The 25,174-nt window shown below is 43.0% G+C and carries 13 protein-coding genes; 5 read left to right on the top strand and 8 right to left on the bottom strand.

What is annotated here, in order from left to right:
* Positions 1-4: 4 nt before the first annotated feature.
* Positions 5-4,369 (bottom strand): hypothetical protein, encoded by a 4,365-nt coding sequence (locus D7V92_RS02430; RefSeq protein WP_121772208.1) that lies wholly within the window; start codon positions 4,367-4,369, stop codon positions 5-7.
* Positions 4,370-4,986: 617 nt separating this feature from the next.
* On the opposite strand from D7V92_RS02430, the gene D7V92_RS02435 reads away from it, so the two are divergent.
* Together D7V92_RS02435 and D7V92_RS02440 are read left to right on the top strand one after the other, a co-directional pair.
* Entirely contained in the window at positions 4,987-5,991 is a 1,005-nt protein-coding gene (locus D7V92_RS02435) for an alpha/beta hydrolase (protein ID WP_121772209.1), read from the top strand.
* A gap of 59 nt (positions 5,992-6,050) precedes the next feature.
* On the top strand, positions 6,051-7,538 hold the full coding sequence (locus tag D7V92_RS02440; RefSeq protein WP_008773728.1) for a capsule assembly Wzi family protein: 1,488 nt from the start codon (positions 6,051-6,053) through the stop codon (positions 7,536-7,538).
* Between the two features lie 9 nt (positions 7,539-7,547).
* On the opposite strand, the gene D7V92_RS02445 is transcribed toward D7V92_RS02440, so the two are convergent.
* Complete coding sequence (locus D7V92_RS02445; RefSeq protein WP_005867165.1) at positions 7,548-8,285, bottom strand: 1-acyl-sn-glycerol-3-phosphate acyltransferase; 738 nt, start codon at positions 8,283-8,285, stop codon at positions 7,548-7,550.
* A 137-nt stretch (positions 8,286-8,422) separates the two neighbouring features.
* Between D7V92_RS02445 and D7V92_RS22145 the strand changes: the two genes are divergently transcribed.
* Positions 8,423-8,593, top strand: coding sequence for a hypothetical protein (locus tag D7V92_RS22145; protein WP_005854067.1), 171 nt, complete (start codon positions 8,423-8,425; stop codon positions 8,591-8,593).
* 104 nt (positions 8,594-8,697) lie between these two features.
* Here the strand turns inward: D7V92_RS22145 and D7V92_RS02450 are convergent, their stop codons facing one another.
* From D7V92_RS02450 to D7V92_RS02465, 4 genes are all read right to left on the bottom strand, one after another.
* A complete protein-coding gene (locus D7V92_RS02450; protein ID WP_121772234.1) occupies positions 8,698-11,457 on the bottom strand; it encodes a GH92 family glycosyl hydrolase in 2,760 nt (919 codons plus the stop codon).
* Positions 11,458-11,528: 71 nt separating this feature from the next.
* Entirely contained in the window at positions 11,529-13,163 is a 1,635-nt protein-coding gene (locus D7V92_RS02455) for a RagB/SusD family nutrient uptake outer membrane protein (RefSeq protein ID WP_087342423.1), read from the bottom strand.
* An 18-nt stretch (positions 13,164-13,181) separates the two neighbouring features.
* A complete protein-coding gene (locus tag D7V92_RS02460; RefSeq protein WP_121772210.1) occupies positions 13,182-16,631 on the bottom strand; it encodes a TonB-dependent receptor in 3,450 nt (1,149 codons plus the stop codon).
* Positions 16,632-16,673: 42 nt separating this feature from the next.
* Positions 16,674-17,618 carry a FecR family protein gene (locus D7V92_RS02465; RefSeq protein ID WP_121772211.1) on the bottom strand — a complete coding sequence of 315 codons (945 nt, stop codon included), beginning with the start codon at positions 17,616-17,618 and terminating at the stop codon, positions 16,674-16,676.
* A 107-nt stretch (positions 17,619-17,725) separates the two neighbouring features.
* On the opposite strand from D7V92_RS02465, the gene D7V92_RS02470 reads away from it, so the two are divergent.
* Positions 17,726-18,310, top strand: a complete 585-nt coding sequence (locus D7V92_RS02470) for an RNA polymerase sigma-70 factor (protein ID WP_008773734.1) — start codon at positions 17,726-17,728, stop codon at positions 18,308-18,310.
* Positions 18,311-18,344: 34 nt separating this feature from the next.
* Here D7V92_RS02470 and D7V92_RS02475 read toward each other — a convergent pair whose 3' ends face one another.
* Positions 18,345-19,373: a histidinol-phosphate transaminase gene (locus tag D7V92_RS02475; RefSeq protein WP_121772212.1), complete on the bottom strand. Its 1,029-nt coding sequence runs from the start codon at positions 19,371-19,373 to the stop codon at positions 18,345-18,347.
* Between the two features lie 47 nt (positions 19,374-19,420).
* Positions 19,421-22,420 carry a glycoside hydrolase family 3 N-terminal domain-containing protein gene (locus D7V92_RS02480; protein WP_121772213.1) on the bottom strand — a complete coding sequence of 1,000 codons (3,000 nt, stop codon included), beginning with the start codon at positions 22,418-22,420 and terminating at the stop codon, positions 19,421-19,423.
* A 114-nt stretch (positions 22,421-22,534) separates the two neighbouring features.
* Between D7V92_RS02480 and D7V92_RS02485 the strand changes: the two genes are divergently transcribed.
* Entirely contained in the window at positions 22,535-25,171 is a 2,637-nt protein-coding gene (locus D7V92_RS02485) for a TonB-dependent receptor domain-containing protein (RefSeq protein WP_121772214.1), read from the top strand.
* Positions 25,172-25,174 lie beyond the last annotated feature (3 nt).

Raw genomic sequence — 25,174 nt, forward strand, 5'->3', positions numbered from 1 at the left:
TGAATTAATGCATGATTACTTTATATGTATGATCTCCTATTCTAACCAAATAGAAGCCTGTAGATAACGATGTGATCCAACGGGATTGGTTCATTGTATGATTGATCAACGGGACTCCCGTATAGGAATAAACTGTCACGGATGTTCCAGCGAGAGCCTCCACTACCAAATTACCGTCTTGCGCATAAGCCATACCCTGTTGATCCTCCGGGGCCTCTGTTCCTGTCACCACGCCCGAAGATAAAAGCAACTCGAAGCGATCATTAAACGTACCTTCTTCCGCTTGGAAAGAATAGTTTTTCAAGGATAGGTCTACTTCCTTATTCAAATATTTGTCCTTTAGTATGATTGATTGCCCGTTTATACCTTCCGGCAGTGCCAACTCGTAGGTTCCTACCTTTCCGATATAAACTCCCAACGCAATCCTTCCGGAACCTTCGGGACGTTCATTGATGGCATAGCGACGATCCGAGCCGTCCAGAGAATAGAGCTGTGGAATCTCCGCTTTCGGACTCATCCATTTAACAGCATCACAAGTCAACTCATATTCAATCCGGGCCTCAGGGTTGATCACCACGCGACTCTTATCCGTGTAAGTGTCCCCTTTTAAGACTAGATTGATAATCCTGCGGGAAGAGAACGAGGAAGAACGTAAGTTCCCTTGGTCTGCTATATACGAATTGATCTGCCGTCCAGCGGGCTGGAAGAGCAAATCGCTTTTCTCATCCGGTTTTTGAGTAAAGAAAGCCTCCAGCGGCCGCAAGGCATAATCATCATCTTTCACGGATAACGCAATATACCCATCGCCGTTCCAAACCACGATAGGCGCATTGTATTCTATATAATGTATATTAAAGAAAGAAGGAAAAGGATTACCCACCAAATTCCAACTCTGATCCTCTATACGATTGGAAGCATAAGTATCTAAAGAGACTTTGATAGATTGCTCTCCCATGAAAGAATGCAAGGCCTGTTTCGTATCTGACATAATCGAACAAATAGCTCTATGATCAGTCTGTACTATATACCCCTTACCCGCTTTCAATACATCACCACTCACAACATCTTTCCAGCTATCACCGATGCCATTGGTTGCCCGTACATTCCCGTCATAATAACGGATTATAAAGGAAGGATTTGTATCATACTCAGAGACAGGCTCAATTTTCAAATCAGCCAATGGAACATCAAATGGGAAAGAGAGATAATTCCATCTCCACGGATACAACTGCATTTCATAACCTGCCACATTTAACTTAGCATCTACGGAGTGATTAATGAATGAGGAATAATAAGATTCACTCTCATCATACAACCCATCTTCGCTATATGCGTTTCGATATCCTAATTCATTTCTTAGAATCAATGTATCTATCAATAACGGGACATCACTTTCCAAGCTCACCGTAGGGTATCCTTTGTTTGGGTCCGGCGAGATCTTAATATTCAAGGAATCTTTCGGATAATTGTTCGCATCATAGACCACGTCTTGCCGAATCGTGACAGTACGACGCCCCGGTGTCCATGCGCCACCTAGAATTTCATCTGTAATTGGAAGAATTTCCTTATTTCTCCACTCCCAAGAGTTGTTATAAGCATCTACCCTGTTTTCCGGAACGTAAACCTTTTGAATATATTGTAAATCATTAGAGTTCACTGATGGTGGAGTTGGCGCAAATATAATCAAGTTTGTCAATTGTTCTGGAAATCTTACATTGTACACATCTTCTATCCCAACCGGTAAAATTAGCTTTGTTAAAGAAGTATGATTAGAAAAGTTATTTACGCTTTGTATATTCGACGGCAAAGCAAATTGCTCTAGTCGCTGGAAAAATGAATAATTGGAACTGAAATAATCATCTGGAACCGTTGCCGTAGATAAATCCAAACAACGCAAACTAGGCAGACTATAACGTTCATTTCGCAAAGTTGACCAATCATTACTTGTTAAATTTCCGGAAATAGATAATGCGGTTATCGTATCTCTTTTCGCTCCCAAATCAGACAGGAGTCGCTCCAAAGGATATTCTTGCGTAACTTCTAATTGAGTCCAATAAGGAGCTTGACGATAAGTAGTTCCTTGTAGTAGCAAACGAACATTACCTCCATTACTTTCTAACAAGCCCTTCTCCGAATGAGAACCACGCTCGTTCGGCTCATACCGCAGTCCGATAATATCCAGTGAGCCTGCCGGGATAGTCACCGACTTCATTAATGAAAAAGCCGTCACACCCGATAGTTTGGAGATAGTCAAATCGGAAGCACCCTGGTTACGAACTTTCACGTATTTAATAGGAGCGACAGAGCCTACAGGTGTACAGCCTAAAACAGCTTTATGGCTATCCCCGGATATAGAAATAAGAGGTGCCGTGTTATTGGTATATTCGAATTGCACATTAGGCTTTGCCCATTCCTCAATATGAGGAGAACCTTCATTCTCTGAAACTAGTTGATAAATATCCTCTATCTGATTATATTTAAAATATACATATACAGACTCACTCGTTACATTTTGGGTTGTACTCAAAAGATCCAATACCAAACAGCCTCCTTTATATTCATAAGGAGTATTAAACACATAGGTAATCATCTGTTCCCCATCCGTATTGGTAAAGTCTAAATTATCCGAGCCTTCATAATAGACGGTTCCCGTTCCCATATCTACAAATCCAGAAGTAGGTTTCTCTCCATTATATTCCTTACATGCGATACGCATTGTGCCATTTTCCGGTTTCCCTTCATTATTGTTCACTCTTCCAAAGAAACTAATCGACTTAATCTTTGTTCCTGCGGATAAAGCTAGGATTTCTTTCGGATAGAATAATTGTGTATGCGTTTTACTTTCCCGATAGTCAATCAAAAATGATGTACTCGACTCGTTATCATCTTCTATTTTCAAAACTCCGGAACCTGTTTCTATCACTTCTTTCGCTCCATCCATTACGGCTTGAGTAATAGGAGAAATACTTATTTTTCGAAAAGCAGATTGATTTTTATAAATATCTATCGCATCTTTAGGGACATAAACCTTAAGAGTTTGATCTGATACAGCGTTCATACTTGGTGCTTTTGGAGATAAGAATACAACTGAACTTAAATATAAGTAATTTGATAAACTCTCACTAAAAGACTCCAAAGAGACAGGCAATACTAAATGTTTTAGCTTTGATAATTGCAAACTTGATACCCCATCAGAATATATAAATTTTATATTTTGAGGCAAACTTAGGTATTCCAACGTATTGGCACTCGCCATTTTCTGACTGAAAGAATAACTAGGAAAATTATCAGTCCAATAGGAGGCACTCGATAAATCCAGATGACGCAAATTATTAAAATTATCATAAAGATACCGCCAATCATCACGTTGCATCTCTCCTAAGATCGATAGCTCTTGTATGGAAAAATCCAGTCCGTAAGAAGACAGCCGTTTGCTTTCCGACAACTCAACTTGTGCGGAAGACGGGGTAACCTTCCAAGTCGTGCCCGACAATGACAATACCGCAGAGCCTCCATCACTTTGAATTGTCAGCTTTTCTAAAAATGAAGTTTCAGGTTTCGGTTTTACCTTAATAGGGACAAGCTTTTTCTCTCCTGCCTTAACTGTTACCGCATCTACTGTAAAAATAGAGCTTTCTGATTTTGTTATATGCAAATCATTCTTTCCCAAATTAGTAATCGGCAAATCATAACTAGCAGATCCGGCTATATATCCATAATTATATGTTCGTTGGTTATATCGTACATAAAGGATCGGATCAGAACTTGGAGGTTCAACTGTGAAAGCGATAGAGGGCATAGAAGCGTAAAAAGCATACCTCTCTTCCCGCAAGCACAAACAAGCAGGCTCTGCAGTTGAAATACTCTTAAAATAAATATTACCCGTAAGTGAACGAGGACTATCCTGATTGGACACATCAACGACCAAACATCCCCCTTGATATGTATAAGGAGTTTGGAAAGTATAGGTTACTTTCTTCTCCACCCTATAACCATCAACCGCAGTCTCTAAATTATGTTTTCCTTGATACACCAAGGTAATCTTCTCCGAAAATTCAGATTTAGATGGCATTGCGGGTAGTTCTCCCAAGGATATTTTCAGATCACCCCCTGTACCTAGATCTTTTATGTCCGTTTCATACATATATGAAATAGACGTGATCTTTGAGCCTTTCGGCAAATTCAGTAAATCTGCCGCATAATAGGATTGGCTTCGATGAGTAGCAAAACTCCAATCCATTGGATAGCTAGACGAATAAGAATTCCTGCCATCATCAATCTCTATGGATGTCTGCGCAAAAATATTTATTGGCAGTAACAACATTAGTACTCCTCCCAACCACAGAAGGCATAAGTAGATTTGTTTCATAAGCTTCTATTTTTATTTATTTAAGGTTATTTCCATTCTATGCGCACAAACGAACCTTCAATCTCTCCTATTACTCAATTCACTTCACGTTTGTCTACATTACTTTATAAAGAAAAACATTTTTATCTTTCAGCACAACCCTCCAAGTCCATCTAACAGATAAGCGTCCGATTTCCACGGATAAAGTATTATTTTTCGTGTTCATCCGTTTACTTTTTGCAAAGAAAAATTCTTATTAAATTGCAATAATCTTTCCTTTCATGCCTATCAGTATCAAATATCCACCAACAAGGGGAGACTTATTGTATATTTCTACATCCCCCCTTGTTCTTTGTTGGATGACTTATAGAAAACACGTACGTGTTTTACCCAAAACATAATCATACTTTTAGGACACTAATGTTCAGCGACTTACAAATCCATAAAATTCGCAGGCTTATTGTCTGGAATTCATCTTGGAATACAGTGTATTACTACTTAGCCCCGATCCATATTGGGTGAAGTGATATTTGACACAGTTACCCGGTTATTTTATTGAATTACGAGAAATTTCAATTCGTAAACCTTATCTTTGCCTCCTTAGTTATATAGGGAACAACACCGTTACATTATATATTATGTCACAACGAAAAACAAGTATCATCATATTCCTCTGCCTCTTCGTATTTGCGGTATACGCTCAATACGTACCCGATATATTGGGGAATGGTTATTTACGCCGTACCTTCCAGATGCCGGATGACTATGAGGGGAAGGTAGTTTGCACACTGGTTAAGAAGCCTCAGTTGGATAGTGTAAAACAAGCTATTTTATATATCCATGGTTATAACGATTATTTTTTCCAGAAACAATTAGGGGATAGCGTAAACGCTCACGGATATAATTTCTATGCGATGGACTTGCGGAAATACGGACGTTCGATATTACCCAATCAAAACCCGTTCTTTTGCAAGAGCCTAAAAGAGTATTTCGCTGATATCGATACCGCTTTAGCCACCATCCGGTCTGAAGGTAATGAACGGATATTATTAATGGCGCATTCTACAGGCGGATTGATCACACCTTATTATTTGAATAGCAAGAAAGGGGAGTTACCGATAGACGGACTTATCTTGAACAGCCCTTTTCTGGATTGGAATTTCGGATGGTTTATGGAGAAAGTCGTACTGCCAACCGTTGCGTTTGTCGGGAGGCTATTCCCGAATCTTACCGTACAAGGACTGGGTGACCCGAATTACGCTTATAGCTTGCTTAAGCAATATAAAGGAGAATGGGAGTTTGACACGAACTGGAAAATGATATTCGGGCATCCGAAAAAAGCCGGATGGATCAAAGCCATACAAGAAGCGCAACAGACGGTACAAAAAGGGTTAAAACTGGATTGTCCGATACTAGTGATGTCTTCCAACAAATCTTTTCCGGAAACAGAGACATGGCATGAGGAATACATGACCTCCGACATCGTCTTGGATGTTCAAGACATTCAAAAATACGGGGAGAAACTAGGAGACAAAGTCACGAGAGATACCATTCCAAACGGCATCCACGATCTGATCCTATCTCAAAAGCCCTATCGGAACGATGCCTATCAAACTATATTCGAGTGGTTAAAGAAACAATAATGGTTGCACCAAACATATAAATCCTTACCTTTGCGCCCAGACAAAACATTTATATATACATGAAATCAGTGCGATCAATTTTTATAGGTCTGACTTGTCTGGGGATGGCAACGGCTAGTTTCGCTCAAGAAGAAGAGACAACTCCGGAAGCGACTACCTACAAGGCCGAGATATTCGGATCGGTAGCCAGTGGCGACAATACCCCTTTCTGGATGGTTAGCAATCGATACGGAATTGTTCCTTTGGAAGCGAATAACGGATATTTGAATGCGGGAGTATTCCATAATCAAACTTTTGGCAAAGGTTTTCACTGGGGAGCCGGATTAGACGTAGTGGCCGCAGTTCCTCGTCATCGCAATTTCTTTATCCAACAAATATATGCCGAGTTAGGTTACAAATGCTTGCTATTGAGTGTAGGAAGCAAGGAACGCTATAATTCTCTTTGGGATCGTTGGCTTAGCTCGGGCGATATCGTGCAATCCGCCAATGCCCGCCCGATTCCGGAAGTGAACATCAGTATTCCTGAATTTACCGTCGTTCCTTTAACGAAAGGCTGGATGCAAGTCAAAGGAGACTTTGCCGTCGGTCGTTCTTTCGACAAGGATTATCTGGCTAACTTCACAAACAATAAGCAGACTTATGTAGATAACGTTTTATGGCATCATAAATCATTATTCGTACAGATTAAGGATACACGCAATGACTTCCCGTTATCCGGTGTAATCGGAGTACAGCATTGGGCACAATGGGGAGGAACCTCAACCAATCCTAAGATCGGAAAGCAACCTCAATCCATCAAGGACCTGATCCGGGTTATTTGCGGTAGTGAAGGTGGTGACAATGCAACAGTATCCGATCAGATCAATGTATTGGGTAATCATTACGGTTCTTACGATTTCAAATTGGCTTTTACACAACCAAACTGGCAAGTATCCGCCTATTACCAACATTTGTTCGAGGATAAATCCGGTATGATATTCGTAAACAATACCGACGGATTATGGGGAGGACAATTGGATTTACCAAAATTTCCGTGGTTGCGTAAGGTGGTCGTGGAGTATCTGGTTACAAGAGACCAAAGCGGACAGTTCCACTTCATCGATTTTGATCACGACCTACATCCCGGCGTAGGTGGCGGTGGTGATGATTATTATAACAACGGAGAATACACTACCGGAGCCTCTTATTTTAACCGGGCGATAGGTTCTCCTCTGATCACAAGCCCAGAGTATAACGAGGCCGGTTCATTAGGATTCAAGAACAACCGTGTTCGTGACTGGCATTTCGGTGCTGAAGGCGCTATCTCCTCACAAGTATCTTATCGGGTATTAGTCACCGTGATGAATAGTTGGGGTAGACATGTCACCCCTTTCCTTAGCAAGAAAAGAGGAGCTTCCGGACTTTTAGATATCTCTTATCAACATCCCCGTTTATCGGGATGGGAATTTACAGGGTCTTTGGCAGCTGATGCCGGTTCCATGTTCGGCGATAACTTCGGATTCAGCCTGAAAGTAGCGAAACGTGGCATCTTGAAAAGCTGGAAATAATAACCTAAATTATTTATATTCTTCCCACAAGGCAGATGCTATGATTTCTTGAGTCTGATCAGCGAACGCTTGCATTCCTTTGTGGGAAGTGTCTATATTCTCGGTAGAAACCGCCGGATGGATCACCATCTCCATCCGATGACGATGGACATTCAACGACCCGATCGGCAAAACATCAAACGGCCCGTTTAAGGTGATCGGAATAATAGGCAAATGCTGATCCAGAGCCATTTGGTAAGCCCCTTTCTTGAAACGAATCATTTTTCCGGTATACGTACGCGAACCTTCCGGGAAAACAACCACGGAAGCCCCGTTCCGAAGACAACGCTCCGCCTCCAAAACACTACGAGCGGCAGCCTTCGGCGTAGAATTATCGACAAAGATAAAACCGGCCGCACGGCAGGCGGTCCCGACAAATGGAATTTTAGCGATACCCGCCTTCATCACCCACTTAATGGGAACGCCTAAGAAACCATATATCAAGAAAATATCAAACGCACCTTGATGATTAGCTACGAAAACATACGATTGTTTCCGGTCTATATGCTCACGCCCTTTTACCGTCACCGGACAAAGCGCCAGATAGCAAGTCAATCGAGACCAGATCATACCCGGATAATAAGCGAAGATTTTCTCTCCCCCCAATAGACAACCGATGATAACCGTCACAGCCGTAAGTATAGTCAGTACCAGAAATACAGGTACAAAAAACAGCCACAAATAAACTATGTAAAGTATTCTTCCCATACGTAACTATATTATAACACAAATATAGAAGCTAATTTCAATCGTTTCATTATTTTTCTCCGAAAATATTTTCACGATCGGGTTATTATTGCTTTATTTGCGGTAGAAAAGAAAATAATTATAAAATATCTATAACCATGAATGAGTTAATTAAAAATCTAGGAGTGATCGTACTCATTATTGGTGCGGCAGTTTTGGCTGTACCGTTTTTTACCGGTGGTATGACAAATAGTATTCTACTTACAGGTCTGGGATTGGTTCTCCTTGGCTATTTTGGTCATATCGTAATCAACAAACGAGTAGAATAATACACGCTACTTAGATTTAAAAGGAAATGAAAAAGGATGTGCCTCATTGTTACGCACATCCTTTTTTTGAATCATCATGCAAATTGAGAGATATGCCCAAATCGTTATTGAGTTCCCCATTCCTTGTTTGGTTTATCGCCAAGCCATAATTCCAAAAGGCCACCTTGCTCAAATACGGTATGCGGCAATTGATATTTATGATACATCTCTCCGTTCAAAGAAGCTTTCTGGATATAACAATTCTCTGGGGAGTTATCATGTACTTTAATCTTAAACTCGTTCCCTTTATAATACCGAGAATCCAATCGAATCGTAATCTCATTGAAAACAGGGCTTGTAATATCATACATCGGATTATAGGCAGAGCCTCCATCCAAACTGAATAATCCCATAGCCATCAGTGCACTTATTCCAGCCATCTGTCCTTGATCTTCATCATTTTCGCCGTAGCCTCGCTCTGGCGTAATATCACCATAGGTCTGTTTAGCGACCTGACGCACCCAATATTGAGTCAGCCAAGGCTTTCCTACATGTGAGAAAACATGCGCATTCGAGCAACCGGGTTGATTGGCATAACTAACATAACTAGACAGGAATCTTGCATTTTTCGACATCTCAAACACATAATTCAATTGAGTAGCTAAGCTGTCATTACCTCCCATCAAGCGAGCCAATGTTTCAATGTCATGAGATAATCCAAAAGTAGCCTGCCAAGCATTGGCTTGTACAAACCCACGCTCGGACAAAGGATCCAAATGGACCCACTCTCCTGTTTCTTTTCTAGGCATCATCAACCTCAAATCCGGATGCCAAGACGCAGGCCAGCCCAAGGAACGATTTCTATAATAATTATAATCCTTGAGTTTTCCCATAGCTTTCGCCATTTCTCCCAAAGCCCAATCCTCAAAGGCCCATTGAATAGTCAAGCCAGCCTCTTCTGGGCAATATCCATGTTTAATATAGAACTCCAACTCTTTATCCATATCAAAGGCAAGCATACCACCTTTCTCATGATTCCTTTTCATAGCCGCATATCCCTCCTTGGGCGACCATTTATGAAACAACCCCCGCTGATAAGCGGAAGTAATCAAGGAGGTAGCCGGACAGCCCGTCATAATATAAGTATAAGACCCTATGGACGGCCCACGAGGTAATAGACCTCCATTCTTGTCATATTCGATAAAAGAAGCGGAAAACTCGTCTAAAACAGAAGGATACGCCAGTCCCCACAACGTATTTAAATTCCACTGTGTCAACCATAGAGCATCTGAATTATACATATGAAACCTTGATTTTCCTGTTTTATCTTTAGGCAAAGTCCGTACTTGGAATTTAGGAGCAATCGTATGTATCCTTGTTTGTTTTCCGACACGTTCTCCTCCGGACAAATAATCCGGATACTCGCCATTGCTATCATCTATCTTATGACGCCCCAACAATATGTGCCACAAATCGGTATAAAACTTGGTCTTTTGCTGAAAAGAACCACCTTGCACATCAATTTTTCCCAACCACTCATTCCAAATACGCTCGGACGCACTCTTAACTTGATCAAAATCCCAATGTTTACATTCCCGCTCTATATTCTCACGGGCGTTTTCCTCACTCACATAAGAGATAGCGGTCTTCAACAACAGCTCATCACCAGCCTTAAAAGATCCAAAACAAGCTTCTACGCCAGAAGAAGGAGATTGTTTAAAAGAGGACTTAGGCACGGTAATTAATTCGGAAGAACCCGTAAAATGTCCAACTCCCATTTCCTTCTTATCGCCCACCCAACCATTCAATGCCTCGATTGGCTTATTGAATTGAACGACAAAATACACTTTCGCAACATCCACACCGCCCCATACGCGACCGGCTGTATCAAAATATCCGGAGATCTCCATATCACTCACTTTAGTCACATGAGCATTCAACAAAGTAGAAGTAGCAATATGACCTCCCAAGTTCACCAAAACCTTCGCCAAACCATCTTCCGCATACGTAAGACGATAAAGCCCCACTCGATCCGTAACGGTCTGTTCCACCCATATCTTGTAGGAATCCAAAAATAAACGATGATAGCCGGGTTGAACGATCTCACCCTCATGGGAGAAAGAAGAACGCCAAGCCTTATCCCCTCCACAGACATCTACCTCGTCTTTTACTGGCATCAGAGACAAGCCAGAAATCATCCAATTATGAATTTGCGGAAAACCTAATACCGTTGTAGAGTTATAATTATAACCTCCTCCTCCCTGATTGATATTACGGGTTAACGGAGCGGAACTGATCATTCCAAAAGGCAAGCTTCCTGTAACAAAGAAAAAATACCGCCCCTTAGCCGTCTCGATATACGGATTAACCCATGAGACATAATCTGTATAAGATTCCGGTGCGGGATAAACCTCTATCTCAGACAAACCTAAATCTCGTCCTTCCCCATCTGTCGCCTGAAAACGAAACCATTCTATTTTTTTAGTCTCAAACGTCACCACTTTCGGTGCTCCATCATTAGGAATCTGGTTGACCGTGATTGAGCTTCCATCGCTAAAGAACAACGTACCGGCCGCCGTATGGCTGTCCTTATCTACCCGATCATATAATATGACTTGATTCGTATAAATGGGCTCTTCCCAATCCAATTGAATCCAAGGATAGGGATACACCCGCCCCCGGAAGTCCAACTTTGTTTTAGCGACCCACTCTCCTTTTCCTGCAATACGAATTACCTGATCCACTACATTCTCACAACCTTGTTCCTGCGTTAACGCAGAAGAGCAAGAGACTTTCGCCAAAGAAGCGATATTATGGGGAGTCGCAGATAGCTCACAGCAAGCAACCCAACTCAACAGATATAAAAGAAATCTCAATTGTTTCATCTCTATACAAAAATAATAAAAAAGGCAGCCCCAAACGGGCGCTGCCTTTTCTTTCAACCATTCATAAAACTTTAATAACCCGGATTCTGTTTCATTACCTCAGCACCACAAATATCTATAACAGATTGAGGTATAGGAAAATACTCATGCTTTCCTTTTACAAAGCGAGCATTCTGCAAGTGGGAACGGAATGTTTTTTCTTTCTCAAAATACACATTGAGAACCTCATCCGCAATACCCCAACGCACTAAATCAAAGAAGCGGATACCCTCATGAGCCATCTCTAAACGTCTTTCCATACGCAATGCTTGCACAGCCTCATTTTTCGACTTAAATGGCTCGGTATAAATCTCCACCTTATAATTAGCGGCATCTTGCGACTGATCATCCCACAGCTTGACATGCTGTGTATTCTTTGCACGCTCTCTAATTTTATTAATATACTTACGTCCAGTCTCCAAATCACCGGTCTCGATAGCGGCCTCAGCTCTCCACAACAGCAAATCCGCATAACGAATCACGTAAAAATTCAACGCATTCACATATGGCCATATCGGAGAGTAATGGGTAGAGTTCAACGATACCAAACGTTTCTTCGGGCTATACGGGCCATATACGCTAGCCTCTCTTGGAGTCCAATCATACACCTGTACATCCATAAACGGAATATTTGGCCGAGCCAAGGTATGATCCAAACGAACATCCACATAGTCGCTTTCCGCCACATCCTTACCATCATTATAAGGCAAGCCGTTTTCATTCGTCTTATAAGCATTTACCAAATTCTGGGTCGGCCGCAAGAATCCATAAGTTGGATAAGGACCTCCCGGCGGTAACAAACGATCGCCATAACTTCCGTTTTGATTACTGGACGCTCCATCGTTAATAGATAACTGAACCGCAAAAATAATTTCTGAGTTGTTATCATTCTCCGGCAAGAACACTTCCCTGAAATCAGGATACAGCGTATATTTCCCGGACTGGATCACCTCGTCACAAGCACTTAGGCACTCTTTCCATTTCGACTGATATAAATACACCTTAGCCATATAAGCTTTTGCCGCCATTTTGGTAGGACGTCCATAATCTGATTGGCTTTCCGGCAAGACTTGATAAGCGGCGGAGAATTCCCCCAAAATCTTTTCCCATAGCTGGTCGGACGTAAACTCCATATTCGATTTCGTATGATACTCATTCGGATCAACCACCGTCTCATCAATCCAAGGGATCAAATTATAAATGACTTTCAAGTTGAAATAATAGTGTCCTCTCAAGAAACGCATTTCCGCCAAACGTTGCTCTTTGTTCTTTACCGTACTATTGCTCAACAAACGAATCGCTTGATTACAACGCTTTACACCCTCATAAAGAGCAGCCCAACGAGCCTCAAAATCGATACCCGTCGGATTGGCATTAAAGATTTCCATCAAGTGAATCTGGTTTTGGTCACCGGTACCTCCACCCCCTTTATAGGCATCGTCAGATACGACATCCCCAAACTGCCAATTCGAACAACCGGAGTTGATCGCATCCGAAGCATAATATCCATCCAATACCGCATAAGCACCTATCACGATTCCCTCTATGTTTTCCTCACTTTCTACCTGCTCGGGCATAAATTCTCCTACAGGCTCCTCAGAAAGAAAAGAATCGGCACAAGAGCACATCACTAAAGCCGCAACAACTAAACTAACTATCTTTTTCATCGTACATCAGATTTTCAATTAAAAATTAACATTAACTCCTAAGGTGAATGTCCTTGGCAACGGGTATACGCCACGATCAACACCCATATCCAAATTTCGGTTCTCGGAAGAATAGCTCTGTAAACCCACCTCCGGATCAATACCATTATAGCCCGTTATCGTAAACAGGTTCTGTCCTTGCAAATAAATATAGGTACGTTTCAATTTCAATTTAGATGCGATCCGATCCGGCAAGGTATAACCAATCTTCAAATTCTTCAAACGAACGAAGGAAGCGTTATGAATATAATAAGTAGAAGGCCGGATATTATTATTCGGGTCATCCAATGTTACACGTGGTATATCCGTATTCGTATGATCCGGTCTCCAAGCATCCAGAATCGTAGAGTTTTTATTATACTGAGCTTGATTATAGAACTCACCCAAATAATTTGTCAAATTATAAACCTCGTTACCAAATACCCCTTGGAAGAACGCACTTATATCAAAGTTCTTATAATTGAACCCAAGCGTTAGACCCATACTGCAATCAGGCAGCGGGCTACCTACAAAATCACGATCCTCGCTATTGATTACTCCATCACCGTTCAAGTCCTTAAAGCGGATATCGCCAGGTTTAGCGTTCGGTTGCAACAGCTCGCCCTTATCATTCTTATAGTTTTGGATCTCCGCATCGTTTTGAAACAAGCCATCTGCCTCATACACGAAGAAAGAGCCGATCGGTTGTCCTACCGCCGAACGAGAGGTCTCTTGGTCAAAGTTTCGTCCATGAAGTTCGCTGCTGGAAAGACCAATATAATCCACGCCATTCAGCTCTGTCATCTTATTCTTGATGATAGAGAAATTATATGCTACAGAGAAGCCAAAATCTTGATTGATCTGTTTCTGATAATTCACCTCCATCTCAAAACCCTTGTTATTCATCTTTCCGACGTTATCCCAAACCGTCATGTTCGTTCCTCCGATCGAAGCTGGTAAGGCTCTACGCCACAACAAATCCTTGGTGTCCTTATTAAAGAAGTCCAATGTCAAATTCAAGTCACCGCTTAAAAAACCTAAGTCCAAGCCAACATTGGTTTGAGTGGTCGTCTCCCACTTCAAATTAGCGTTACCATTACGAGTCTGCACAAATCCTAAATCCACAGAGCTTTGACTTCCATCAATCGGATAATTCGAGGTAGATGAACTACTCTTATAGGAATCGATCGTTGCGTAAGAAGGAACATCTGAGTTACCATTTTGTCCCCAACCGACACGAAGCTTCAAGTTATTGATAGCCTCCACATCAAAGAATGGCTCATTACTGATACGCCATCCCACCGAAGCGGCCGGGAAGTTACCCCACTTATTATTCCCCAAACGGGAAGATCCATCCCGACGCAAAGTGAAAGCGACCAAATAACGATCGTGATAATTGTAATCGATCTTGCCGAAATAAGAGACCATGCTATACTCCGTGGCAGACCCTGAGTTCTTTTGGGTTCCTACATCGCCCGCATCCAAAAAATGGAAGTTAGGATCATCCGAAGGGAAACCATCTCTCGAAGCCGTAAAATACTCATACCGGTTTCTCAACGACTCCATACCCAACAATGCATTGATCGTATGATCGCCAAATGTCTTGGTATAGTTCAAGGTATTCGTGAACACCCAGTTGAAGTTCCATGCATTCCGGTTAGACAAACCACTTAATTTCTCAGAAGCGTTGATCTCATCATATTTAGGGCTAAAAGAACGTCTGTATAGATTATTATAGTCTGCACCAAAAGAAGTCTTGAACATAAATCCGTCAAACAAGTGCAGCTCTGCGTACAAATTACCCACCAAGCGGCTCTTCTTATCCTTGTTATCCTTATTTCTATGCAACTTTCCCATCGGGTTAGGAATATCCGAAAAGACATTTCCCGCATATTCATCCTCCAAGTTCTTCACCGGTGTGATCGACTGGAACTTATAGGCCTCATACAAAGTTCCTCCCAACGCCGCATTATTGGAGACACTAGTACCCCAAGAATGAGAAAGAGAAATATTCTCCCCGATACGAAGATGGTCATCGAACAATTTATACTCGGAATTAAAGCGACCGCTCACACGCTTGAAATCGCTTAACTTCACCAATCCCTGCTGATCATAATACCCCAAAGAAAACAATTGATTGGATTTCTTATCGGCTTTCGTGAAGGAAAGGTTATAGGATTGAACGATAGCGGCACGCAAAATCTCATCTACCCAATCCACGTCATCAGAAGGAATCTTATGATCTTTATCCAGATATTCGGGCACAACCGCTTGATCACCGTTTCCATAAACATCGTGTGAAGGTGTCTTTCCGTCGTTTTTCATCGCTTGCCACAACATATCGCCAAATTGCTGCGCATTCAACATCTTCAATTGTTTAGCCGCTTTTTGTACACCGAAGTACGCATCTAAATTCACATTGAATTGTCCTTCTTTTCCCTTTTTCGTATTAATGATAACAACACCATTGGCGGCACGCGCTCCATAAATAGAAGCAGAGGAAGCATCTTTCAATACTTGCATGGACTCTATATCATTCGGATTCAAGAAATTGATTCCCCCATCCACGGGAATACCGTCAATGATATAAAGAGGGTCATTGTTACGAATCGTACTATAACCACGGATACGGACAGCGACACCACCACCCGGCATATTATCCGGCATCACGTTCACGCCAGATAATTTACCTTGCATCATTTGGTCTACGCTGGATACCGGTGTATCTTTCAAGTCATCGATCTTCAAGACCGAAACCGCACCCGTCAAGTCCTTTTTACGAGAAACGCCATAACCTACCACTACAACCTCGTCCAAGTTTTGCGAATCCTCTTTCAAAGATATCGTCAGATCCGTCTTCGAGCCCGGAGTCAGCTCCATAGACAAATAACCGATATAAGAAACGACCAGTACCGCATTATCAGGTACTTCCAACGTGAAACGACCATCAATATCCGTGATTGTACCAATAGAGGTTCCTTTCACCAAGACATTCGCACCAATGATCGGTTCTTGACTCGGATCCAATACGACACCCTGTACCTTACGGCCTTGTTGCTGTACGACAGGAGCGGACTCCACCTTACGCGACAAAATGATTTGCCTATCCACAATCTTGTATTCGACCCCCATATTGTCGAAAACCTGTGACAAGACCACACTTATATCCTTATTGCTAGCATTCAAACTGATAAGACGGTTCGTGTCTAGGACATGATTGGAATACAAGAAAGAATAACCAGTCTCCTGTTCGATCCGATCAATCGCTTGTTCTACCGTTGCGTTCTTCAACGACAAGGAAAGTGTCATTCCTTGCGAAGAAGATGTTCCCGCATATAGCTGGAAAGCTGTCAAAAATGTAAATGCCGTACTAAGTTTCAGTATACGGCCCGAATTAGGTAAACACCGCGCAAGATTTCTCTTACGTAAATGAAATGTGCTCATGAGCATACAGATTTAATGATTACACAATATATTAGTATAGATTTCCAATTATCTTTGATAAACATCGATCCTCCGGCGAACAAACGAGGAATCCAGACGTTGCGAAGGCTCTCGTGATGTCCATTCGATAGGAGCAGTCTGTTTCAAATAATCCAAGATCTGTTCCAAAGTCTCCGTAGTAAAGGTCGCCCGATATTTATACTCCGCATTCCCGCTCTTATGCAATACGATCTCCACGTTATATCGTTTCTCCAATCGTTTCAACACCTTATCCAAAGAAGTATTCCGGAAAACTATCCGTCCTCCTTTCCAATCCATTTTCTCCTCCAGGTTGGCCGCAGAAACACTGAAAGTACCGCTCTCCTTATCCAATACCGCCTGTTTGTTCGGCTCCAATCGGATACGTTCATCATTCCGGATCACGTCAATCTTTCCTTTTTCCAACACGGCCTCTATAAAAGGTTCGTCAGCATAGGCATTGACATTAAATTTTGTTCCATAGGCCACCACCCGTAAACCTTCGGAAGTTGATACACAAAAGGGATGTTCCGGATCGGCCTCCACCTCGAAATATCCTTCGCCGGAAAGTAACACCTTGCGCTCTTTCTCCTCGAACACCGACGGATAGGTCAATTTACTACCCGAGTTCAACCATACGACAGACTGGTCTGGCAACACAAACCGAGTAATCGTTCCGGGCAGGGAGTTAACCTCAGCATAAACGACAGGCTGGGACTTCTCGTCATATCTTGTGGCATAATACAAATAGGAGAAAAGTAACGAAGAAAATAACAACGGAAGCACCAATATAACTGCCGCACGAGTAAAAAGCAGCGACAAAGTTCGTCTGACAGCTTGCCGCCCTACCCGACGTTCCATTCGTAGCCATGCCTTTTGCACGTCAATCGATCGATACTCTAATATGTCCTCAGACAAGGCTTTAATTTCCTCTATCTGACGTGACACACTTTTATGTTCTACCTTTCTTTCCATATATTTTCTTCCTTTACTTATAGAGACACACTCTAAAGAAAAACACGACAGCGAAAATGAGTTTTTTTAATTTTGTTCTCTTCAAAAATATATACCTTTGCCCCATCATGGAAAGAAATCATACCAAGGCTATTAATGTCGATTTACTTTTAGAACAAATTACGACTGAAGATAATAGGCTCGCCTTCCACCGCTTATTCGAGTTATATTATCCGGCACTTTGTATGTACGCCAAACGCTTTATCACAGATAAGGAAACAAGAGAAGATATCGTGCAGGACGTGTTTTTCGCTATTTGGGAAAATCGCAGCCGTATCTCAGTAAAGACCTCCGCACGTAGCTATCTCGTCACTTGCGCCAGAAATCACTGCTTAAATTATCTGCAACGCAACCATGAAAGATATTACGAATCGCTCATCCAAGAACAAATCCCGATCTATGCGGAAAGTAGTGAGGAACTCTACACATGGGAAGAACTGCAAACGTTATTAAGACAAGCCCTTGACAAGCTACCGGAGAACTATCGGCTCGCATTCGAGAAGAATCGTTTCGAGAATAAGAGCTATGGAGAAATCGCAGAGGAAATGCAAATATCCATACGAACCGTGGAAAGATACAAGAACAAGGCAACAGAACTTCTAAAGACAGAGCTAAAAGATTACCTACCTCTATTTATCGGCTGGCTTTTTTAACAGGAAGGGGTTCCCCCCTCCCCTTCATAGTCGTTTATCGTTGGTCCAACCAAATCTTTACCCCCTCAAGTAAAAGCTGGTTCTCATCAGCCTTCTGGGTAGAGAGCCGTAGATAAGTCTCATCCAAGCCCCGGAAATTCGAAGCGTCACGGATCAAGATTCCGTAATTATCTAAAAGGAATTGCTTTAAATCAGCGGCCGTGCCCTTCTTCAAACGGACAAGGAAGAAAGTCGTAGAGGTCGGAATTACCTCCAAGCCATCCAATTTACTTAATTGATAAATAAAATCCGCGGTCTCACGCTGCCATTTACGGATCGGCAACGTAAATTGCGCCGGATGGATCAAGATATATTTACTTGCCTCGATAGCGATAGCATTTACCGACCAAGGTATGATATACTTGTTCACTTTCTCCGCGATCTCCGGAGAAGCGACCAGATAACCGATACGCAAGCCGGGGATATTATAAGCCTTCGAGATAGACTGGACAAGGATTAAGTTCTTATGCGTTTTCACGTCACTCGGCTTTAGCATGTCTTCCGTCGTAAAAGCCACGTATGCCTGATCAATAATGAAGGTAGTCTGCGGATTCGCCGAGATCAAACGGAGAAGCTCCGTACGGTGGATCAGCTTTCCATCCGGGTTATTCGGGTTACAAATCCAACAGAAGTCCTGTCCCTCCAAGGATAACTCCGATAAATCGTCGGATGTCGGGAAGAAAGAGATCTCATGCTCATGCAAACGGCAAGCATCCTCATATTCAGAGAAAGAAGGAATAGCGATCATGGACTTCGCACCTCGCCAAGCTTGCGCTAACAAATAAAAAGCCGTGATCGAACCATTCGTCACTACGATATTCTCCTCCTTGATCTCATACCGGCGGGCCAGCAATCTTTTCAAAGTTGCGGCATCCGGCTCCGGATAACGAGTCAACTTATCAAAATGCTCGATCAAATGTTCCTTCAGTTTATCTAAATTAGCTCCGTGCCACACATTCGAGCTAAAGTTTATCTTTACCTCGTTCTTCGCATTATAAAAATCATCACCATGTCCGTATAACATATACTTGCTTTTTAATTAATACCTTATCTGTTAAAACTGTCACAAAATTACAAATCTTTTTGGCTTTTCCTATCAATCGCCTTATAGATCGCATCCTGTATACGAGTACGTATATCAAGCGATCCCAGTTTATTATTTGCCCGGCTAGGATTCACCCGGTTACTCAAAAATATATAAATAAGCTGGTTATCCGGATCTACCCAAAAACAAGTACCCGTAAATCCTGTATGTCCATAGACCGAGGCGGGAGCCAAAGCCCCACAAGGCGAAGCTTTCGGATTACCAATCACCGGCTTATCAAAGCCTAACCCTCTACGGCAAGTCGGGCTCTTGCTTTGTGTAAACAAACGGCTGGTTTCCAAAGAAAGATAGCGCTCGCCGCCATAAGTCCCTTGGTTTAGCATCAATTGGAGCACCTTCGCCAAATCATTAGCGTTCGAAAATAATCCGGCGTTTCCAGAAACACCCCCTTGAAAAGCGGCTGCCTCATCATGTACATATCCGCGAAGCAATTGGCGGCGGACAAATCCATCTTGTTCTGTAGGTACAATTTGCAAGGTATCCATTCGCTTCAACGGATTATAAGTGGTATGCCAAGCCCCTAACCCGCTGTAGAAATCATCCCGAAGAAGCTGGTCCATCGGAGATTTCATCAGATTTTCCACCATCATTTTCAGCATAATGAAATTCACGCAACTATATACGTACCTACCTCTCGTACCCAAACGAGATTTCTTGATATCTTGAAGGATCGTATCTTTAAAGGAATCACTCACATAGAAATTACGGGCTACCTCAGTCGTAAATCCGGGTTTCCGTGTATCTGATACTATATCCGGAAGATATTTAAAATCATTCCGGACATACGTTTTAGCGTCAAAACGAACCGGATGCGTAGCGTTCTTCGCCGAACTATATAAACTGCCTTTATAACTATCCTTATCAATAGCATCCAGATAGAAATTAATAGTTGGAGTCACTCCCGATTGATGGTATAATAACTCTTTTATCGATAAATCCTTTTTATTAGACTCTTTCAACTCCGGTATAAAATCGGAGATCTTATTGTTCAAGGTGAATTTCTTCTCATCATACGCTTTCATGACCGCCAATAAAGTTCCCGACGCCTTCGACGCCGAGGCCAAGTCATAGACCGATGACTCCGTGACCGGCTGCCTACTTTCGTAATCAAAATAACCGAACGATTTATTATAGATAATCATGCCGTCCTTCGCCACCAACACTTGGCATCCGGGATAAGCCTTCTCATCCAATCCCTCTTTAACGATCGACTCAATTACATCCAAACGGACCGGGTTCGCTCCTACCTCTTCCGGCTGGTGATACCCCAAACGAGTCTTCTCCGTAAAAACACCGGTACCCGCATAATACAATCCCGGAATCGAAACCGGAAGTTTCCCTTTCGCCGCAATACCACCGAATATCACTTGGGCTGCATATTCCTGCGCTAAGGGAGTGCCCTCGTAAGCCAACACGACCGCCTTCGCCTTCTCGATCGACTTCTTATATTCCTTACAAGCATATGGTAAGGTAAAGAAAGCATAGACCAACTCTTTCTTCGCAGCCAACTGCCTCAACGCTAAACTCTCGGGAATGCGAATCGTATGTACGCCACAAATGATCACGTCGTATTTTTGCAATTTATTATAAACCTGCTGGACTTGGGCAGCCGTAGAACGCCGTCCAATGCTAAAGCAAGCGATCGAATCATATTCACCCAGCATTTTCTGGAATTCATTACCAACCCCGTCTCCAATCGAGAGCGCCGCAATCTTTTTCTTATTCAACTGTTTAAGAGGTAAGATCGTATCCTCATTCTTCAAAACGGTAATAGCCTCCGAATTCAACTTCGCCGCCATCCATGCCGCATGCGGAGAGTTCAAACGTTTCGATAAGCCTTTTGTTTCGACCGGCTTATAGGCATTCAATCCAGCGATATATTTGTACCTTAATATTTTCAAGCACTTGGCCTCGATCGCTTCCAGATCCAATACCCCTTCCTCGATAGCCTCTTTCACGGCCGTAAAATCATTGATTGGAGCGGCCGGAGCGAGCAAGATATCATTCCCCGCAAGCAAAGCCTTCACCGAAGGATTATCCGTTTTCTTTGTGGAAGCCCCTTTCATCGCTAAAGCATCCGTAAAGCACAGACCTTGAAAACCGAGTTCTTTCTGTAATAGATCCGTCACTACCGCCTTAGAGAAAGAAGCCGGCTCATGACTTTTGTCCAATGCCGGAACATAAAGATGTCCCGTCATTATCCCAGCGAACCCATCATATATATAACGTTTAAAAGGAAGAAGTTCCACGCTATCCAAGCGGGCCCGGTTATGGCGCACGACGGGTAATGTCTCGTGCGAGTCCTCGGAAGTATCTCCATGTCCGGGGAAATGTTTGGAGACAGACAAGATGCCCGTACTTTCCAATCCTCTTGCGTAAGCAATACCTTTCTCCGCCACAGCCTCCGGATTCTCGCCAAACGAACGCAGGCCGATCACGGGATTATCCACATTGCTATTCACGTCCATATCCGGAGCGAAATTTATATGAATTCCCATTTCCCGGCACTGCCGTCCCACCTCTTTTCCATATTCCTCGATCAAGGCATTGTCCTCGATAGCGCCTAGCATCATGTTTTTCGGGAAACGGGTGGTTCCGCTTAATCGCATGGAAAGTCCCCACTCCCCATCCAAAGAGACCAACATCGGAATCCGGGAAGCCTTTTGCAAACGATTGGTCACCTCTGCCTGCGTCACCGGATCCCCTTTATGGAACAAGATACCCCCGATCTTGATCTCGTTCACGTAACGCATGAGCCGTTGCATATTCCGGTTATCGGATTTAGGATTCGCTATAACCATAAATAACTGCCCGATCCGTTCATCATAACTCATAGCGTCAAACACGGAATCAACCCAATGATTCATCTTTTCCTGATCCACCTCACGATAAAGGTTCGGGACTGTTTGCGCCCCACTCGATAAAAGGGAAATACAACACAAAAGCAAGATACCAATCTGTCTCATCACAACATTATCATTATTACTCTCCAAAAATAAGAAAATATCGCAATAGTAACGTGAATTGTGATAGGGGTTTTTACTATCTTTCCTGTCTCGTAATAAAAAATGAAGTACTTCATGAAGCTAATACTACTCATAATCTTGATTATCTTCGGCTTTCAATCAAGCGCTTGGGGACAAGCGCCGACTCTCAGTATCGAGGCTAAACAAGAGCCGATCCAAGAAATCATGAAAAAAATAGAGCATCAAACAGGCATGACATTCTCCTACGATCCTTCTATTCTCAAAGGCATTTCCCGGATTACATTCAAATCTAATAACCAATCCATATCGGAATGCCTTACCCGGCTATTCCTAAAGCTCCCTCTGTCTTATCAGATAAACGGTACCCACATCATCTTGAAGAAACGCCCCCGCTCAGTAACCATCAGCGGATTCGTACGGGATAAAGCGACTACGGAGTATCTAATCGGGGCCTCCGTTTATGACTCTCGCACACAAAGGGGTACGGCTACCAATAACCACGGTTTCTTCAGTCTAACCTTACCGGTCGGGGTAGTCCGTCTGGAGACTTCCTACATCGGATACGGACGTTTCTCACATACATTCCAACCGCTCGAACGGGATACCGTGATGGAAATTCTGCTGGAAAGCGGTGAAGCATTGGCCGAAGTTGTCGTTACCGGTAGTAATGACACACAAAACCCGATACAAGCCCCTCAGATGGGAACGATTAAAATAACCCGGAAGATGATCAAGACCATCCCGACCTTATTCGGTGAGGCCGATGTGATCAAAGCCCTGCAAACCCAACCCGGCGTATCAGCCGGAACGGAAGGATTAGCCGGGATGTATGTCCGTGGGGGGAATGGAGACGAGAACCTGTATATGATAGACGGAATCCAACTGTATCAGGTCAATCATCTCGGAGGACTTTTCTCCGCTTTCAACGCCGAGGCTTTGAAAGATGTGGATTTTTATAAATCCGCTTTCCCCGCCCGCTATGGGGGAAGGCTTTCCAGCGTAGTGGATGTGCATACTAAAGATGGCAATATGAAAGTGTACCATGGTAGCGCCATGCTGGGATTGACCTCCGGTAACTTAAATTTCGAAGGGCCGATCATTAAAGACCGGACTTCGTTCAACGCCTCCTTCCGTCGCTCTTGGCTGGATGCCTTGTCCGCACCGGGTTTGGCGATCTACAATAAAATTCAGAAAAAGAAGGGGGAGAAATTCAGCGCACGCTATGCTTTTACCGATCTGAACCTAAAAGTGAACCACCATATCAATGACCGGAGCCAAGCTTACGTTAATTTCTATTTCGGACAGGATTTCCTAAAAGGAGGAAGTTCTGAGTTCTCCGTAGGTGATGATATAACCCCTTTCGAGAACAAGGACTTTGGAAAGATGCGCTGGGGTAACATCGCATTATCTTCCGGCTGGTCGTATGTGTTTAACAACAAGATGTTCGGTACCGTCACCTTGGCTTATTCCCATTATCAATCCAAACTAAAACAAGAGACTTCACAATACTACGGAACCGAGGGTGACAAAGATTATTCTTCACGTTTTATCGAGACCTCAACCCGAAACGGTATCAATGATTTCGGAGTCCATGCGAACTTCGACTATATTCCTACCCCGGCACATCATATCCGTTATGGCACCGACTATCTTTACCATCGTTTCAGCCCGGAATATATCGAGGAAAAGACCTCCGAGAATTTGTCTCCGACCAAACGAACTACCGGAGACGAGCGCCTTTCAGCGAATGAGTTGGCTGTTTTCGCTGAAGATGACTGGGCGATATCTCCCATTGTCCGGGTTAACGCCGGATTACGCTTGAACATGTATAATATACAAAAGAAGACATATGTCTCCTTAGACCCTCGTTTATCCGTACGCTTCCTGCTCACGAGGAATCTAAGCCTTAAGACCTCATACGCCCGGATGAATCAATACGTACATCAGATCAGCGAAAGTTATATGAGTCTCCCTACCGATATGTGGATGCCGGTCAGCAAGAAGCTGAAGCCATTGGAGAGTGATCAAGTATCCGTCGGCGCTTATTACAATTTACACAAAGACTATTCCTTCTCGGTGGAAGGTTATCATAAATGGATGAATCACCTACTGGATTATAAAGATGGTTACAACTTCTTACCCTCGTTCGTCGGTTGGGAGGAGAAACTGGCCGCCGGTAAGGGGTGGGCCTACGGAGCGGAGTTTATCGCCCGGAAAGAGACGGGGCGTATAACAGGATGGATCGGATACGGACTCATGTGGAGCGACCGGCAGTTCGACGAGATTAATAATGGCAAACGTTTCCCCGCGAAATACGATAACCGCCATAAGCTGAATACCGTCGCAAACTGGAAGATCAACGAGAAATTGGAACTGACCGGAAGCTGGACTTTCATGACTGGAAACCGGGTTACGGTGGCATTCGAGAATTACGAGGATTTGGGCCTCACTCCTGTCCCTCCGCTCTTACCGGAAGGAGGCTTGGACTATTTCACGGAGCGTAATAACGTACGTCTCCCCGCTTACCACCGCTTAGATCTGGGGATTAATATTTATCGACCTAAAAAGAACGGCCATCTCGGTATCTGGAATATCAGCGTATATAACGCTTATTGCCAGATGAACCCGATAACTATCCATAAGCGGTCTTGGATAAACTACAGCCATTATTTCGAGACGTTATCGCTCTTACCGATCATTCCGTCTATATCATATACTTATAAATTCTAAAGA

Source organism: Parabacteroides sp. CH2-D42-20, from assembly GCF_003670185.1.
In the GTDB taxonomy this organism is placed as follows: domain Bacteria; phylum Bacteroidota; class Bacteroidia; order Bacteroidales; family Tannerellaceae; genus Parabacteroides; species Parabacteroides distasonis.

Excerpts from the sequence above, each read along its gene's own strand:
- D7V92_RS02430 (WP_121772208.1), bottom strand. The coding sequence starts at position 4,369 with ATGAAACAAATCTACTTATGCCTTCTGTGGTTGGGAGGAGTACTAATG.
- D7V92_RS02435 (WP_121772209.1), top strand. The coding sequence starts at position 4,987 with ATGTCACAACGAAAAACAAGTATCATCATATTCCTCTGCCTCTTCGTA.
- D7V92_RS02440 (WP_008773728.1), top strand. The coding sequence starts at position 6,051 with ATGAAATCAGTGCGATCAATTTTTATAGGTCTGACTTGTCTGGGGATG.
- D7V92_RS02445 (WP_005867165.1), bottom strand. The coding sequence starts at position 8,285 with ATGGGAAGAATACTTTACATAGTTTATTTGTGGCTGTTTTTTGTACCT.
- D7V92_RS22145 (WP_005854067.1), top strand. The coding sequence starts at position 8,423 with ATGAATGAGTTAATTAAAAATCTAGGAGTGATCGTACTCATTATTGGT.
- D7V92_RS02450 (WP_121772234.1), bottom strand. The coding sequence starts at position 11,457 with ATGAAACAATTGAGATTTCTTTTATATCTGTTGAGTTGGGTTGCTTGC.
- D7V92_RS02455 (WP_087342423.1), bottom strand. The coding sequence starts at position 13,163 with ATGAAAAAGATAGTTAGTTTAGTTGTTGCGGCTTTAGTGATGTGCTCT.
- D7V92_RS02460 (WP_121772210.1), bottom strand. The coding sequence starts at position 16,631 with ATGCTCATGAGCACATTTCATTTACGTAAGAGAAATCTTGCGCGGTGT.
- D7V92_RS02465 (WP_121772211.1), bottom strand. The coding sequence starts at position 17,618 with ATGGAAAGAAAGGTAGAACATAAAAGTGTGTCACGTCAGATAGAGGAA.
- D7V92_RS02470 (WP_008773734.1), top strand. The coding sequence starts at position 17,726 with ATGGAAAGAAATCATACCAAGGCTATTAATGTCGATTTACTTTTAGAA.
- D7V92_RS02475 (WP_121772212.1), bottom strand. The coding sequence starts at position 19,373 with ATGTTATACGGACATGGTGATGATTTTTATAATGCGAAGAACGAGGTA.
- D7V92_RS02480 (WP_121772213.1), bottom strand. The coding sequence starts at position 22,420 with ATGAGACAGATTGGTATCTTGCTTTTGTGTTGTATTTCCCTTTTATCG.
- D7V92_RS02485 (WP_121772214.1), top strand. The coding sequence starts at position 22,535 with ATGAAGCTAATACTACTCATAATCTTGATTATCTTCGGCTTTCAATCA.